This window comes from Maribacter sp. 1_2014MBL_MicDiv, assembly GCF_001865655.1.
Lineage (GTDB): Bacteria > Bacteroidota > Bacteroidia > Flavobacteriales > Flavobacteriaceae > Maribacter > Maribacter dokdonensis.
In genome coordinates this window covers 1,398,665-1,414,710 of record NZ_CP011318.1, presented here as the reverse complement: position 1 = coordinate 1,414,710, position 16,046 = coordinate 1,398,665, and the positions used below count along the sequence as shown (strand labels likewise).

The window sequence follows — 16,046 nt, the reverse complement described above, 5'->3', positions numbered from 1 at the left end:
TGATATCTTGTAGTGGTTTAATGAAAATATATTTTTCTGAATTCCATTGGGGTCATCCCTGTATTTGTTTTAAAGAATTTTGAAAAATAGGCATAGTCAGAATACCCCAAGGTGTCTGCAACATTGGCTAGGTTGTCATTAGAATGAACGATCAAACGTTTAGCTTCTAACATGATACGCTCAGAAATCAAGGTAGTTGTAGTTTTGCTGATGGTCTTTTGAACCACTCTGTTTAAGTGTTTGGTTGTAATACTTAGTTTTTCAGCATAGAATTTAGGTAATTTTTCGGTGTAAAAGTGTGCGTTAATTAATTTTTCCAGCCGTTCAAGTATATTCGCATAGCTGTTAGATCCTAATTTTTCTATAATAGTGTCGGCAGTATATGCACGCGTTAGTTCTATGTATATATAGTGTATAAGACTAATGATTTTAGCTTCTCTTAGTAAATTTTCTTCTCTGTACTCTGTAAAAAGTTCTTGAAAAACAGTGGTTAGGTGTATCAGTTTCTCTTTAGATAATTGAAGCAAAGGCGGGTTTTGGTTGGAATAAAAAAAAGGAAAAGAATTTAGGGAATGATCCAAAAATTTTAATTCATAGAATTCTTGAGAGTGAAAGAAAATATAACCTTCTGGTTGCGATTCAAATTTCCAAAAATGAGTTTGCCCAGGTTTTAAGAAGAAGACCTTTCCAGGTTCTATTGGGTAGGTGTCAAAATCTATTTCATGTGTGCCGGTGCCTTTGGTAAAAATAACGCACAAGTAAAAATTATGGCTATGAGGTTTATTTATAAGATTCTTATTGATTTGAATATGGTCTGCAAAAGAGTTTACATAAAGACTGTGTAACGGCTTGTTTTTTAAAAACTGACTAATATGTAAAACGGGTATTTTCATATAAAATGTCTTAAAAATACAAATATATGCGCTTATAATACGACTGATACCTTTATTTTATGTCTTAATTTTGCAGTATAAAAATGGGGTCATGAGTAAAGTGTTGAATGTTGTAAAATGCAAATGTCCTAATTGTAATGAGGGTAAGGTCTTTAGTGGGCAAGGAAATGTTTTTTTGTTTAAAATGCCGACAATGAATGAAAGGTGTTCTGAATGCAATTTTAAATTTGAAAAAGAAACGGGCTTCTTTTTTGGAGCTATGTTCGTTAGTTATGCCTTGGCTGTGGCACAAATGATAATAAGCCTTGTGTTGTTTTGGTATTTTGTAGATCTGTCTCCGTTGCGGGTATTTGCTATTATTGCTTTGGTAACTATATTGATGAGCACTTTTAATTTTAGGCTATCAAGATCTATTTGGATCCATTTATTCTACAAACTTTAAAATATTGATTTAAGTAGGGTTTGTCATTTCTTTGGCAAGTTTAACTACTCTTTCTGTTATTCTATTAGGATCATTTTTTCTCCAGTTCATAAATAAGCTAATAGTTTCATCTAGCTCTATAAACCTAACGCCAATTGCATTTGAGAATTTATAGGATAACGGTAGTATAGATATGCCTAGGCCTTGTGCTACAAGATTAATGATCATACCTCCAAAATCAGATTCAATAACAGTTTTTGGCTCAAAACCGTTTTTTTGAAAAAGACTTCTTAATAGTGAAGGAAAGTAAGTGTTTCTATGCAAGCCAGAAATAATGAATTTTTCATCTTGCAACACCTTTAAATCCTTTAAGGTTGTATTGGTCAACCAATGTTTCTCAGAAACCACAAGGCAGATAGGTTCAGTATGTAATTTATACGACATTATATGAGTGTTATTTATAGCATCTCTATTAAAAGCAATATCGGTATCATAATTAAGTAGCAATTTTTCATGGTTTTCATCTATAGGCTCAGTTAATTCTAGTTTTAAATCTGGTATGCTAGCGTTGATTTTACTTAAGAAAAGCGGTAGATAACTAAAGGCAATTGAACCTGGGTAAGAAAGGGAAATATGGCCAGAAGTGCCTTGGTCTATCTTCTTTGCCTGTTTTTGAAAATGATCAAGGTCATTGATGGTAGTAGCCCATTTGTCCTTTAGGAAAATACCCGCATCGGTGAGTTTTACATTGCGTTTATCTCGTTTAAATAGTTGATAACCAATTTCTTCTTCCAATGATTGAATTTGTCTACTTAAGGTAGATTGAGATATGAACAATTTTTCTGCAGCTTTCCAAAAATGAAGTTCCGTGGCAAGGCTTAAAAAATATTTTATTTGCTGTGTAGTCATAATTAATGCAATTTATGCATTAAAAAGCTACAAATATGTATTTTTCATAAACCTTTAGAGTCATTTCTTTGCCTTGTGGATTTTTAAAATTATAGAGCTATGGGTATAGAAAACTTTGTAACCTTTATGGTATCGGCATTATTGTTTATAATGACACCTGGTTTAGACACTTTTTTTGTACTGAACAAGTCTTTGGGACGAGGAAGAAAATCTGGAATACAAGCGGCATTAGGAGTAAATGTGGGTATATTGACGCATACTATGTGTGCGGCAATGGGAGTATCCGTATTATTGGCCAAATCAGCTTTTGCCTTTGCCGCAGTTAAATATTTAGGTGCTGCATACCTTATTTATTTAGGGGTGGCAACTTATAGAAAAAGAACCGATTTTGATGGTTTAGAGCAATTGTCAACTAATGGTCAAAAGGTGAAAAGTGATTTTTGGTCAGGATTTTTGACTAATTCATTAAATCCTAAAGTTGCATTATTCTTTGTTGCTTTTTTTCCGCAGTTTATATCCGCCAACCAAATACATAACCCAATGCCGTATGTAATGTTAGGTGTAACTTATGCGTTTATAGGGGTGGTTTGGTATATTATTTTAACCTTGTTCGCAAGTGTTTTTTCTAACCAGATCAAAGAAAACCCTAGTTCAAGTAAACTGTTAAATAAAATAGGAGGCTTGGCATTTATTTCAATGGGTATTAAAATAGCCTTCTTTAAATAAACGATTATAAGTATTAAATAATCACCACTGATAGTTTGTGGTAACTACCTGCTGAAAGCCATGAATAGGGGAATTTGTACTCAAACTAATTTTATGTTCTCAGGTTAGGTGGTGATTTTTAAATTTTTATACCTTATTTTGAAGTCGAAATTTTGCACTGTTGCTTATGAATACTGATAAAAAGGGTATTAAACCAAATAAGATTCCTTGGCCAACCAAAAAGGCTATGCAACAAGTGTATGAAATGAATCTGTGGGGTAGTGGTACTGAAGATTTTTATTCGGGTGAAGGTTCTCATAAGCCGGAAATTGTAAAACCTTATATAGAGACATTAACTACTTTTTTAACTTCATTTGAAAACCCTATTTCCGTGTGTGATTTAGGATGTGGAGATTTTAATATAGGTAAAGAACTGGTAAGTTATACCAAGAATTATGTTGCCGTTGATATAGTACCGGAATTAATTACGTACAACAAGAAAAAGTTTAAATCAAAGAACGTAGAGTTTCAATGTTTGGATATTGCAGTAGATGACCTTCCTGTTGCAGATTGTGCTATCTTAAGACAAGTACTACAACATTTATCTAATGCCGAAGTTCTTCAGATTACTCGTAAGTTAATGCAGTACACCTATGTTATTGTTACGGAGCACTTGCCAAACAAAAAGTTTGTTGCCAACATAGACATTATTTCGGGTCAAGGTACAAGGCTTAAAATGAAAAGCGGTATAAAGTTACAAAAGTCACCTTTTAACTTAAAAACAGTGAAGTCAAAAGAGCTGTTAAGGGTTGTTGATCAACACGGTGTCATTGTAACCACAGCGTATAAGTTGAGTTAATGTATTTTTATCACGCTATGCTCCATGGTCTTTATTCGGTTTTAATGGTAAAGGTAGCTGTTAGTCCAACGCAGAAATTTCTGGGTAATTTATGTACTCCAAATATTGCTCTTGAGTGTTGACCTTTTTCATTTAAAACCTTTACGAACAAATTAGATGCTCCATTGACAACATTTGGCGATTCGTCCCAGTTTTCTGCTGACTGAAAGTAGGCGTCAAAAAGATTTAAACCTATAATTTTATGAAAACCAATTTTACTTTCTACTTGAGCCAATACATTTAAGGCGCATAGTTCCATAGCTTTATACCCTTGTTCTGTTGAAATTTCATTCCCTAATCTACCTTGGTATAAGAACTTTTCATTTAAAATAGGAAATTGAATGGCGATGTAAGCTATGTTATCTCTAATATTTACAGAAACATAATTGCCACCTGGTGTTGATATTGTAGGAAGTTCAAGTCCTAGATTTTTGAGATTTTCTTTAGGATCCATGTTTTAAATTTTGATGCTATTCTCTATATTGATCACAATATAAAGTGAAAATCTTTTTTACCCTTTATTGCAGAAAAAATAAATGTGTAAATGGTCTTTCTGGCGTTCAGGTTACATTAGGATGTCTTGAAAATAAAAAAAGATAACCCAGTTGAGTTATCTTTTTAAAATATTGCAATTATAGTGTTTTTAAGCCCTTGAAGTCAAAGATTTAAAGAATACAAACCCAAACCCTAGAAATAACATAAAATGGAATGGAAACAGTCCAAAATCATTTAATGGTATGGCGCTGTACATACCAAACATGAAGTAGAGCATTAATGCAAATTCCAATATCATATTGGGCGATAATTTTTTAGCTAGGTATTTGTTTCCCTTCCAACTTTGCTTTAATGAGCTAATGTTGAATTTTGGAGTACGTACAAATTCACTTCTTTTACCCATATGACCTTCAAGTACGGCAATGGTGTTATGTAAAGAGAACCCAAGCGCAACCGAGAAAAAAGTAAAGAAAATTCGTATATAATCTACAAAATTATCAAAGCCGCTACCTTGTATACTCTTGTAGGTAAACCAATAACAGACAAACAATATAATGGTGCTTATCGTGAACAAGCTTAACAAAGAGAATACCCAATCCAAATGACCATAGGTATTTTTAATATAAAGCGATGGTATGCTTAATATAGCTACCAAAAACACACATAAGAACATGGAACTGTTCAACAAGTGCATAACACCATGGAACTTGGTTTTAAATGGAATGTTCTTTGCGGTAATAACGCTCCAAACCGTTTTTCTAAAGTTCTCTGCCCCACCTTTGTTCCAACGAAATTGTTGTGAACGAGCGGCACTGATAACTACAGGTAGTTCTGCCGGGGTTTCTACATCTTCTAAATACTTAAATTTCCAGTTTTTTAACTGTGCGCGGTAGCTTAGGTCCAAATCTTCTGTGAGGGTATCTCCTTCCCAGTTACCGGCATCAAGAATACACTCTTTACGCCAAATACCTGCGGTACCGTTAAAGTTGATGAAGTGACCTTTACTGTTACGCCCTACCTGCTCTAATGTGAAATGGGCATCAAGAGCAAACGCCTGTATTTTAGTTAAAGTGGAATAGTCTCGGTTTAGGTGGCCCCAACGGGTCTGCACAACACCTATTTCTTCATCTTTAAAATAGATAACGGTTTTTTTAAGCCAGTCTGCAGCCGGTAAAAAGTCTGCATCAAAAATAGCGATGAATTCACCTTTAGCTATTTTTAATCCTTCTTTTAAGGCACCTGCCTTAAAACCAGATCGGTCTGTTCTTGTAATATGTTGTATGTCTAGACCGGTCTCCTGTAATTTAGCTATGCTTGCAGCGGTAGCTATTACGGTATCATCCGTAGAATCATCTAAAACCTGAATTTCCAATTTACTTTTTGGGTATTCAATTTTTGCGATGTTCTCTAAAAGCCTGTCCATTACATACTCTTCGTTAAAGACCGGAAGTTGTATGGTTACGAACGGAATTTCTTTTGGGTCTAACAGGTTAAATTTTGGTGCCGTTTGGTTCTGTCTCTTTTGTGATAAATAATTGATCAACAGATTTAGCTGTGCCAAGCTGTAAAAGAAAATTAATAGTAAAGAAATACTATAAATTACGATGATGAAATATGCTAAAGCTAGTTCCATATTATTTAATACTGTATTTGAAGATCCACCCCAAAATTTTTATGCCAGCAAATATACTACCTTTTACGGTTCCTGATACTTTTGAGATACCAATTCTTCGTTTGTAACGTACTGGTACTTCGGCATATGTCATTTTTTTCTTAAGAACTTTTAGTTGCATTTCAACTGTCCACCCATAAGTTTTGTCTTCCATGTTCAATTCTTTGAGCTTTTCGTATTTAATTGCCCTAAATGGACCTAAATCCGTAAATTTTGCGCCAAAAAACAAACGCATTAAAAATGTGGCCAACCAGTTGCCAAAAACCTGTTGTGGGGTCATGGAACCCTCTTCTCTTAAACTTTTTTCTCTGGCACCTACTACAAAATCAATGTCATTTTCCAAAATTGGGGCAACTACCTTATCCAGCTCTTCCGGATAATCAGAATAGTCTCCATCAATAAATACGATAATATCTGGTTGTTTAGATTTTTTTGCCACATAATCTAACCCGTGCAAGCATGCATAGCCATAGCCTTTTTTGTTTTCTGTGAGTACCGTTGCACCCGCGGCTTTTGCATTTTTTACTGTGTCATCTGTAGAGTTATTGTTTACAACGATTATTTCAGATACCGTTTTGGGCAGTTCGTTGATGACATGTGCTATAGAATCTGCTTCGTTAAAAGCTGGTATAATTACCTTTATGTCTGTCATTATTTTAAATCAGATAAACTATTTTCATGTGTAAAGGCCCTAAAAGATGTCCATTCTTTAATTTTTTCTCCTTTACTATATTTTTCGGCAGATATGAGTTTTGCATCTTTATATTTTAAACAATATCCGTCCTTTATTCCATTTGTTAATTGACATTTATGGTTAATACGCCCTTGTGGGTCGTAAAAGAGCCACCAACCAATTTCACTATTATCTTTAAACCGTCCTTCTTTAGTTCTAACTCTGTGTTCATCAAAGAAAAACCAATATTTGTCTTTTTTACCGTAAGAATAAAATCCTTGTTGAGATTTGTTTCCGTTAGGGTGGTAAAAAGTCCAGTAATCTGTTCTTGTATTATACCGCATCCATCCTTCACTTTCTATGGTGCCGTCATCATAAAAGTTACGCTTATAATGTTTGTCTTCGGGCTTTATAAAAGCTAACAATCCTAAACAGATCAATACGGCGTATGTGGGTTTTAATAGCTTCATATTATTTCATTTAATTCATTGGTTTCATACGGTATGCAATTTTACTTGCTATTTGTCCCTTTGTATGGTGTAGTGGTTTTTTCCCTTGTTTAGTGCAATATTTTTGCCGCCCCAAACCAGATTTCCGATCATATTGTTAGGAATGGTTATTACAGCGGATAACGTTTCTTTATTTTTTTCTAGTTCAAATTCAATATTCCCTTTTGATGTGGGGAGTAAACCTTTAATTTCATTTAGCTCACCAAAAGCAGGAACGATCTCAACTTCTTCAAAATCATTTTTTACGGACCGGATGCCCGCCAAATAATTAAAATAAAAATAGGCTGGTGATGCACTCCACGGATGAACCTCTGAACGTGTTGGTTTTTCTGTACTTTCAAAACGTTCTAGGGTAGTGGTCATATGATCGTCGATCATTTTTTTCCAAGGCTTTTGTGCAAGGTCGAATAGCTCTGGTGCACCTACTTTTTTTATCGCTTCAAAAAGATAAAAGCGATAGTAATAGGTAGCCTGTAATAAATCTTTTTCGGTTAAAATTTTCGACAATAAATCCTTTTGCTCTGACAATGGTATAGCATTGGTCAATATGGCCATGATATTGGTATGTTGATCATAAATGGTCTTGTCTGGTCTTTCGGCAAAGAGCTTTCTTTTGGCATCGTAACAATGTTCGTTGACCGATGCTATAATTTCTTGCGCTCTATTTTTATAGCTGTTATAGGCATGATCATCTCCTATTTCTTTAAAAAGTAGTGCGGCGTTCTGTAGTGCATGAACATAATGTAGGCTGACAACGGCAGAATTAAGACCATCATTTTTTGTTGCCGTACCACTGCCATTATTGGGTCCTGTATACCAATCAACGAAATAGCGATAGGGAGTTTTGTTTACCAAATTAAGCTCATTCATGTTCTTTTCAAAACCAGCTAAAGTATTGGTGATGCCGTCTTTGTAAGTATGTATAAATGCTTTGTCACCAGAGGTTTTATAATAATCGGCAATCATATCTACCCACACCAAAGAATAGGTAGGGTAAATAAATGTGGAGCGCAGAGGATAGGCGCCCAATATATTGCCATCAGAATCCCTGGAATGATCAAATTGGCGAATGGCATTTTTGGTATGTGCCGTATTACCGCTCAATGCCTGCCAAATTAAAGCCTGTATTTTGGTATCGCCAACATATTGCATGGTCTCATAATAGGCATCGCTCAAAAAATAATCTTGTGTGCAGATATCTATAGTGCGTTTGCAGATATCAAAAATATCATTGTACAAGGTATTGTCAGATGTAAACTTTGCGATGGATGGTATGGTTGTTCGTGATCTATGATTTACAAATTTTTCTAAAATAAGTTCTTGGTCTTTGGTAGCTATTTCAAATGCTATAAAACGAAAAGTGCGCATCCAATTAGGAATAAATTTTTGAGCCACATTACCGTTAGAAATAACTTCATCGTAATACCCTAAAAGCTGTTTGTTTTCAATATTGTTTCGATCACCTTTTTCATTGTTTTCACCAAAAAGATTCTCGGCATATTTAATAGTGATTTTGGCTGATTTTCCTTTGCTAAAAATCAGTTCAGGAAAACCGTTGGTAACATATTGCCGATCGATTAAAAAAGTAATATTCTTGTTTGGAGCAACTATAAGTTCACCTGATTTTGGGAAAGCGGTGTCAATAGGGTTACTTGACCTTACAATACTACCTACACGTTCTTCATCCCACGAAAGCAAAGGCAAATTACGAGGTTCTAACAAATAGGCAATGGAACCGCCCATGCTACTTGCATTCTCAAAAAAATCAACCTTTTTCCACCTGGAATCATCATAATCCAACGTTTCCCAATTTGTTGGGTAGTGGTTCATATCAACAATATCGGTTGGGTTGTTTGCATAGAATCCGCCAACGATCGCCTTTTCTCCATTACCTCTCCAAACCACTTCATTGGCTTTATATGATTGGTCTATAGTGCTTAGCCAATTATCATTGTTTCCAGTGGTATTGATAATCTTTGCATTGTTGGTAATGCCATTTACCATAACACTAGTAAATATGGACTGCATGCCTAAGAATCTCCTTTTTCCAAAATTGATGACCTTAACGGCGATAACGTTTTTGCCCTTGTTTAGATAGTCTTTTAAGTTTAAGGTTTCAAATTTATAGTGCTCAATGTCGCTTAATTGCGGACCGTGGGTAATAAAATGCCCATTTACATATAGAAAGTAATGATTGTCTGCAGAAATATTAATGATGAAATCCTCTTTGGAATCGGTGATATTGAAAGTGTTTCTAAATAACACTGCAGTGTCCTCTCCTCCTTTAATATCTGGGTGGCTAACCCAGCTGGCGCTTATATTTTCCTTACCATAAATTACCTCAGGATAATTGATTTCTTTTTGCCCCTGCAAATGCAAAGAGAGGAGAATTATGATAAAAAGAAAGCGATTCATTTTTAATTTCTATGGTGGTTATTACGTTGTAAAGGTCATGAAAGATTAGCTAAAACCAATCTTTCATGTTCTTTTTCCTAGATGATAACTTTGGGCACTTTCTCAATGACCCTACTGAATACCACTAGTTTTTGTTTACAAGATCCATTAAATCAACATCATTGCCCAACAAAACTTCTTTAGAGTCTATACGTCCTTTTTCTGGTCCGTTCTCTAATTTTAATACACCTCTAGGGCAAACAGCGGAACAGATACCACAGCCAACACAACTAGATCTTACAATGTTTGCGCCTTTTTGAGCGTAAGCACGTACATCTATACCCATTTCACAGTAGGTAGAACAGTTACCGCAAGAGATACATTGACCACCATTGGTAGTAATTCTAAATTTAGAGAACATACGTTGCTGAAATCCTAATATTGCGGCCATTGGGCATCCAAATCTACACCATACACGGTTTCCTAAAATGGGGTAGAAACCTGTTCCTATTACCCCGGAGAAAATACTACCGATCAAAAAGCTATAGGTAGAACGTAGGGTCTCTGCTTTAAAAATGAATATGTTTCCAGAGCCACTAAAAAAGTGCATGCCTATTAATACCGCTATTATGGTAAAATATCCAATAGCGCCATATTTGGCATCTTTCTCAAGTTCGTCTCTTTTGTAAATCATTACCCACGCAAATACAGCGGTTAAAATAATGGCAACGCCAGAAATAAACATGGTTTTTGTTAGCCAGTATTTACTGGTGTCGTTACCTAAATAAGAGTAGATTACCGCAGTAGTCATTAAGGTTACGAATACTACTACACTGTGTACTACCCAGCGCTCAACTTTCCAGGCGAATTTAGATTTATCACTTAATTGGCGAAAAGAATCTCCAGCAGTTTCTGCCAGGCCACCACAACCACAAACCCAAGAGCAGTACCAACGTTTACCATATTTATAGGTCAAGAAAGGAGATATAACAAATATGGATATGATCCCAAAGAAAAACATAGTCATACCTACACTGCCAGAATCTATAAAGCCATTAATACGGTAGCGCTCAAAATTATAATAATTTAAGGGCCACATATTCTTAAGGTCATAATAGGGTAAATCACCGTTTAACCTTGCCATAATTTCTGGGATAAAGAATGCAAATGCCGTTTGAAAGAACATAACACTTACCGTTCTTAATTGTTCGTATTTATTATGACGGTATTTCCAAATAAATTTAGCTCCAAAAGCTAAAATAGCTACGGTGTATAGCGTACCATAAACAAACCATTGGCTGGCTGGGTTGCCACTTAAAGCTTTGCTCAACGGGTCAAATAATGCAATTAAACCAGTGTTGTCACCATCTTTTACTAGCCCTAAATATTGCGGATAAAAGTAAAGAACAATGTAAAATCCTGTTAAGGCGATACCTGCCATCCAGGCTAGTACACCTCGGCTGGACATTGATTTAAACCAAACCCCATCATTTTTTATCCCTTTATGTTTATGTGCATATGCAGCTTGTGAAAACCAAATGATTCCGGCAAAAATGGCAAGAATAGCTATTGAAAGCCATAGTGCACTATTACCTAAATTTAAATTGAACAATTGTAAAATAAGAATGCCCATACCGGTCATACCTGTTATTACTGCCAATTTTTGGCCAGTGTTCAAAGCTTTTGGGGGTTCTCCCGCAAGTGACATACTTCTATTTAAATTACCCATGGTAGGTGTGTTTTTATTTTAATAATTGAGTTAGGCGATGCTGAAAATTCGTTTCCAACTTTTTTTCTTCGGATTAATGTTCTTGTTGTAATCGCTATTGTATTTGGCAACAATTGCGTCCTCGTGTAGTTTGTAGAATTCCGGATCAAAGTTGGCATCTTTTAAGTATGTCATTACATGATCAATATCTTTGTTCTCCGTTAACCATTGGTCAAAGATCTCATGTCTCATGCGTATGCCAAAAGTGTTGATACCTAAAAATTGATTAGTGTCTTTGTCGAACGCTACGGTAATACATATTTTTTCTTCGGGGTGTCTCCAATGAAAATGCTGTTCAGTTTCTTTTTTGCCTCGTTCACTAAACACCCATCCGTAAGTTTGGTACTCCACATCTAAAAATTTAGCAGAGTTGAACCAGTGACCGGGATTATACTTTCTTGGGTTTCCACAAATAGTCTGTGCTAGGGTTTCGCCCATCATTCTACCAGTATACCATACGGCCTCTATAGGTCTTCTGCTACCTATGCCTTCATGTTGCTCTGCACAATCACCAATGGCGTACACGTCTTTTATGTTGGTTTCTAAAAATCTATTTACTTTAACACCTCTACCTATTTCTATGCCAGAATCTTTTAGAAAATCTATATTAGGGGCAACACCGGCAGTTAGGCCAACAACGTTACATTCAATGGTTTCACCTTTATCTGTAACAACAGCTTTGGCATGACCGTTATCATCGGCAATAATTTTTTCAAGATTAGTGTCTAACTGTAAATCTATATGGTGCTCTATTATGTGTTCATTGATCATTGCGGATTCTCCTGCGGGTAGCACACCGTTCCAAAAACTTTTTTCACGAACTAAAAAAGTGACCGGTATTTCTCTAGAACGCAACATTTCTGCCATTTCTATACCTATAAGTCCGCCACCAACAATTACCGCTCTATTACACACCTTGTTGTTAGGGGCATTTTTTTCTAGCATTTCAAGATCTTGTTTGGAATACAGTCCTTGTACACCTTTTAAATCTTGACCGGGCCAGCCAAACTTGTTGGGTTTTGAGCCGCTTGCAATTACCAATTTGTTATAAGAAACAGTAGAACCTCCTTTTAAAAGTAATTTTTTAGAATCGGTGTCTACTTTTTCAACAAAACCGTTCATAAGATCAATTCTGTTCTTTTTCCAGAACCAGTTCTCATAAGGTTGGGTATGTTCAAATTTCATGTGGCCCATGTAAACATACATTAGGGCTGTTCGCGAAAAGAAATAATCGCTTTCTGCAGAAATAATAGTAATTCTTTTGTCCGATAGTTTACGAATATGTCTAGCTAAAGTGACCCCAGAAATGCCATTACCTATAATTACAATATGATCCATAAAATGATTTTGTTGGTGGTTGTGTCGGTATTAAAGGTAATAACTTAACAGCTACATTTTAATTTAGAAAGATTATAAACTTGTTATAACTCTGTGATACTTTTAATCGTAGTTTGCGTTTTAATGAAATTAAAACGTCTTTGTAACATCCAGAAAATCAGTGATTAATTGAGACGTAAGTATTGAAAAAATCGTTGAAAAATATTTTTTTGTTTGTATGGTTTTTAAAAAATGACCGACTTAAACAATCTCAAAAGCAATTTTAAATTAAGATTACCATGAAAAAAACTATTATACCTTTTTTGTTTATCCTTTTTGTTGTAAACAGTATAACGGCACAAGATTTAACTACTTTTTTTAGTAAAAGCGATAGCTTTTTTAAAGCCAATGTAGTGAACGGCAAAGTGAAGTATGCCGCAATTAAAAATGACCGAAAAAGTTTAAATGCCGTTTTGGAAATAGCAAAGGGTATTTCGGTTTCTAAATCTGATGCTACACAATACCAAGCCTTCTGGATCAATGCTTATAATTTATTGGTCATAGACGGTATTGTAAACAATTACCCATTAAAGTCACCATTGGATGTTCCTGGATTTTTTGATAAAACTAAACATGAAGTTGGCGGTAAATCCATAACCTTGAACGGTATAGAGAATAATTTGCTGAGAGCGGAATTTCCTTCTGAAGCAAGATTTCATTTTGTATTGGTATGTGCAGGTTTGGGTTGTCCTCCTATTATAAATACGGCATATAAACCGGCTACATTGAACAGTCAATTACAAAAACAAACGATTTTGGCATTGAACAACCCCAATTTTATAAAAGTGAATAAGAATAAGGTGCAAATTTCACAATTATTCGAGTGGTATAAGGGAGATTTTGAACAAAAAGGAAGCACCGTAGATTTTATTAATACCTACAGAAAAGAACAATTACCAGAAAAGGCAAAGGTGTCTTACTATCCTTATGACTGGTCTTTGAACGAAACCAAATAATCAATTTAGAATTTTAAAAAAAACCAAAGATGAGAGTTTCAACAAAAACGATATTTTCAATAGTTTTCTTTTGTTCAATAATATCGGGCTTTGCCCAAGATAGTTTGCAGCAGAAAAGTAATATTCAACAGTATACACCTTCAAAATTGGTAGGTAAGGGTCAGTATGATGTAAAATGGTTCAACAATTTATACACACAGACCAAAAGTACTTTTACAGACGGTACTGAACCTAGACAAACCTTTTTTACCTCTACGTTAGAAGGATATACAGGTGTAGGAACCAATAAACGATGGAATATAGGTGCTATTTTAGAATTTAGATCTAACGTGATCGGTGATAGAGGTGCTACTGATGTTTTTAAGTTTGATGGCGAAAATAACACGGCTAGATCTGGACTTACCTCCATTGCACCATCTGTAAAGTTTGTGCCAATAGCATCGGTAAGTAATTTTTCCATACAGAGTTCTTTCTTTATTCCGTTAGTGGATAATGAAACTGAAAACGGGGTTTTCCTAGATCAAAAAGGTTACATATGGCAGAATAGATTTTTCTATGACTATACTTTTCCGGGAGACAAATGGCAACTTTTTAGTGAAATAAACTCAGAGTTGAGTTTTGGTGATAAAGAAGAGAGCTTTGCCAATAATAGTTTAAACCTAACCCCAGGTTTGTTCTTGAGCTATTTTCCTTCGAGTAAATTCACAGTTTTAGCTTTGGCGCAACATTCTCAACGATTGGATTTAGGTAACAATTTTGCACAAGATTTCACTGCCATTGGTGGTGGTGCAAAATATCAGTTGACAAGTGCCTTGAACCTAGAATTGCTGTATACTAATTTTGTACGCGGTAGTAATACCGGTTTAGGACAAACATTTAATCTAGGGTTAAGAGGTATTTTTTAATTTTTATTTGAGTGTTTCTTAAAAGAGTCTATTGTTGTAAGGCAATTAGACTCTTTTTTGGTTTAAGTCATGTTGTTTTTAACTAAAATTGATTCCGTACTTAATTTGTTTTATATTGAGAGTCAAGATGAAATGTCCTTATGGTTTATGACTTAAATACCTCAAAATGTAAAGGTATGCTGTTGGTTGTTGCAGTACTGTTTTTAGTATGCTCATCTGCGTATGGGCAAACCAATGTGGTAAGTCAACTGCAGATTTCAGGTACAAAGCGGACTAAGATTTCTTTTATTGAAAAGCTGGTTACCTTACAGAAAGGTATGGAGTTGGATTCTGTAGTAATGGATCAAGATATTCTCCGTTTAAAAAAGCTGCCCTCAATTTCTCACGCATATTATAAGGTGAATTTATTGCCTAGTGACCAATGTATTGTGCAATATGTTGTAGAGGAAAATTTTACTTTAATACCATTTGCCAATCTGTTTAGTTCTTCCAATGATAATTTCGCATTTAGGGTAGGGCTGCAAGAATTTAATTCCTTTGGGCAAAATATTACTTTAGGAGCGTTTTATCAGTATGATAATTATAGTTCTTTTGGGGTAAGTGTAAGGGCGCCTTACTTGGTTACCAGTAAGCTGGGTCTAGCATTGAACTATAATAATTTTACAACACTAGAGCCGGTGTTTTTTGAAAACGATACCGCAGATTATAGGTATAGTAATACAGGATTTGAGCTGTTGGCGTTGTATGAGTTCAATTTATTCAACAGAATGGAATTTGGTTTCAGTTTTTTTACTGAGGATTATGCATATGTTGACGGTGCTACCAGTGCAGATGTTCCATTGAACTTAAATGTTGATAAGCATTTGTTCAAATTTATTTATGATTATAACGGGTTGGACTATTACTATCATTATTTAGACGGATTTAGAAGTCAACTTAATTTTCAGTATGTAGGTAGTACCGATGATAATTTACCTGAGTTTTTAATTGGTTTTAACGATTTCACCTTTTTTAAAAGAATTGGAGATCGGGGAAATTGGGCCAATAGATTGCGTTTAGGTTTGGCAAGTAACGTGGACAGTCCGTTCGCTCCTTTTACCGTAGATAATAACTTAAATATAAGAGGTGTAGGCAACACTATAGATAGGGGTACCGCTATGATTGTGCTGAATACGGAATACAGGCAAACCATCATCGAAAAAAATAAATTTGTGCTACAAGGAAATTTCTTTATTGATGGTGGAACATGGAGAAACCCGGCTGGTGGGTTTGATGACTTATGGAAAAGTGAAAACCTTAGAATTTACCCAGGTGTAGGGCTCAGGTTTATGCACAAGCGCATTTTCAATGCAATATTTAGAATAGATTACGGCTACGGAATCACAAAAGACGGAGACAATGGTATTGTCTTTGGTATTGGTCAATATTTTTAGCAATCTTTGTGTCTTTATGAGAGGTCTTCCGCAAATTA

15 protein-coding genes are annotated in these 16,046 nt (G+C 35.1%); 6 read left to right on the top strand and 9 right to left on the bottom strand.

Features of this window, described 5'->3' with window-relative positions; translation table 11 throughout:
- Positions 1-17: 17 nt before the first annotated feature.
- On the bottom strand, positions 18-893 hold the full coding sequence (locus YQ22_RS05835; RefSeq protein WP_071340422.1) for a helix-turn-helix domain-containing protein: 876 nt from the start codon (positions 891-893) through the stop codon (positions 18-20).
- Between the two features lie 193 nt (positions 894-1,086).
- On the opposite strand from YQ22_RS05835, the gene YQ22_RS05830 reads away from it, so the two are divergent.
- On the top strand, positions 1,087-1,335 hold the full coding sequence (locus tag YQ22_RS05830; RefSeq protein WP_232231326.1) for a DUF983 domain-containing protein: 249 nt from the start codon (positions 1,087-1,089) through the stop codon (positions 1,333-1,335).
- Between the two features lie 9 nt (positions 1,336-1,344).
- On the opposite strand, the gene YQ22_RS05825 is transcribed toward YQ22_RS05830, so the two are convergent.
- Positions 1,345-2,223 carry a LysR substrate-binding domain-containing protein gene (locus YQ22_RS05825; RefSeq protein ID WP_058105023.1) on the bottom strand — a complete coding sequence of 293 codons (879 nt, stop codon included), beginning with the start codon at positions 2,221-2,223 and terminating at the stop codon, positions 1,345-1,347.
- A gap of 99 nt (positions 2,224-2,322) precedes the next feature.
- Between YQ22_RS05825 and YQ22_RS05820 the strand changes: the two genes are divergently transcribed.
- Positions 2,323-2,949, top strand: a complete 627-nt coding sequence (locus YQ22_RS05820; RefSeq protein WP_071340420.1) for a LysE family translocator — start codon at positions 2,323-2,325, stop codon at positions 2,947-2,949.
- A gap of 166 nt (positions 2,950-3,115) precedes the next feature.
- Positions 3,116-3,787: a class I SAM-dependent methyltransferase gene (locus tag YQ22_RS05815; RefSeq protein ID WP_071340419.1), complete on the top strand. Its 672-nt coding sequence runs from the start codon at positions 3,116-3,118 to the stop codon at positions 3,785-3,787.
- A 31-nt stretch (positions 3,788-3,818) separates the two neighbouring features.
- Here the strand turns inward: YQ22_RS05815 and YQ22_RS05810 are convergent, their stop codons facing one another.
- From YQ22_RS05810 to YQ22_RS05780, 7 genes are all read right to left on the bottom strand, one after another.
- The gene (locus tag YQ22_RS05810) at positions 3,819-4,280 is read right to left on the bottom strand and encodes a RidA family protein (protein WP_071340418.1); all 462 of its coding nucleotides are present in this window, start codon (positions 4,278-4,280) and stop codon (positions 3,819-3,821) included.
- Positions 4,281-4,469: 189 nt separating this feature from the next.
- Entirely contained in the window at positions 4,470-5,954 is a 1,485-nt protein-coding gene (locus YQ22_RS05805; protein WP_058105027.1) for a cellulose synthase family protein, read from the bottom strand.
- Between the two features lies 1 nt (position 5,955).
- Complete coding sequence (locus tag YQ22_RS05800) at positions 5,956-6,645, bottom strand: glycosyltransferase family 2 protein (RefSeq protein WP_071340417.1); 690 nt, start codon at positions 6,643-6,645, stop codon at positions 5,956-5,958.
- Positions 6,645-7,136, bottom strand: coding sequence for a toxin-antitoxin system YwqK family antitoxin (locus tag YQ22_RS05795; protein ID WP_071340416.1), 492 nt, complete (start codon positions 7,134-7,136; stop codon positions 6,645-6,647). Before YQ22_RS05795 ends, YQ22_RS05800 begins: the two co-directional genes overlap by 1 nt.
- 48 nt (positions 7,137-7,184) lie before the next feature.
- The gene (locus YQ22_RS05790; protein ID WP_083414202.1) at positions 7,185-9,590 is read right to left on the bottom strand and encodes an alpha-L-rhamnosidase-related protein; all 2,406 of its coding nucleotides are present in this window, start codon (positions 9,588-9,590) and stop codon (positions 7,185-7,187) included.
- Positions 9,591-9,714: 124 nt separating this feature from the next.
- Positions 9,715-11,298 carry a 4Fe-4S binding protein gene (locus tag YQ22_RS05785; protein WP_071340414.1) on the bottom strand — a complete coding sequence of 528 codons (1,584 nt, stop codon included), beginning with the start codon at positions 11,296-11,298 and terminating at the stop codon, positions 9,715-9,717.
- 30 nt (positions 11,299-11,328) lie between these two features.
- The gene (locus tag YQ22_RS05780) at positions 11,329-12,675 is read right to left on the bottom strand and encodes an NAD(P)/FAD-dependent oxidoreductase (protein ID WP_071340413.1); all 1,347 of its coding nucleotides are present in this window, start codon (positions 12,673-12,675) and stop codon (positions 11,329-11,331) included.
- Positions 12,676-12,953: 278 nt separating this feature from the next.
- Here YQ22_RS05780 and YQ22_RS05775 point away from each other — a divergent pair, with 278 nt between their 5' ends.
- The 3 genes from YQ22_RS05775 to YQ22_RS05765 all read left to right on the top strand — a co-directional run bounded on the left by YQ22_RS05775 (position 12,954) and on the right by YQ22_RS05765 (position 16,008).
- Positions 12,954-13,670 carry a DUF547 domain-containing protein gene (locus tag YQ22_RS05775; RefSeq protein ID WP_071340412.1) on the top strand — a complete coding sequence of 239 codons (717 nt, stop codon included), beginning with the start codon at positions 12,954-12,956 and terminating at the stop codon, positions 13,668-13,670.
- A 29-nt stretch (positions 13,671-13,699) separates the two neighbouring features.
- Positions 13,700-14,575 (top strand): hypothetical protein, encoded by an 876-nt coding sequence (locus YQ22_RS05770; RefSeq protein ID WP_071340411.1) that lies wholly within the window; start codon positions 13,700-13,702, stop codon positions 14,573-14,575.
- Between the two features lie 176 nt (positions 14,576-14,751).
- The gene (locus YQ22_RS05765) at positions 14,752-16,008 is read left to right on the top strand and encodes an outer membrane protein assembly factor (protein WP_071342517.1); all 1,257 of its coding nucleotides are present in this window, start codon (positions 14,752-14,754) and stop codon (positions 16,006-16,008) included.
- Positions 16,009-16,046 lie beyond the last annotated feature (38 nt).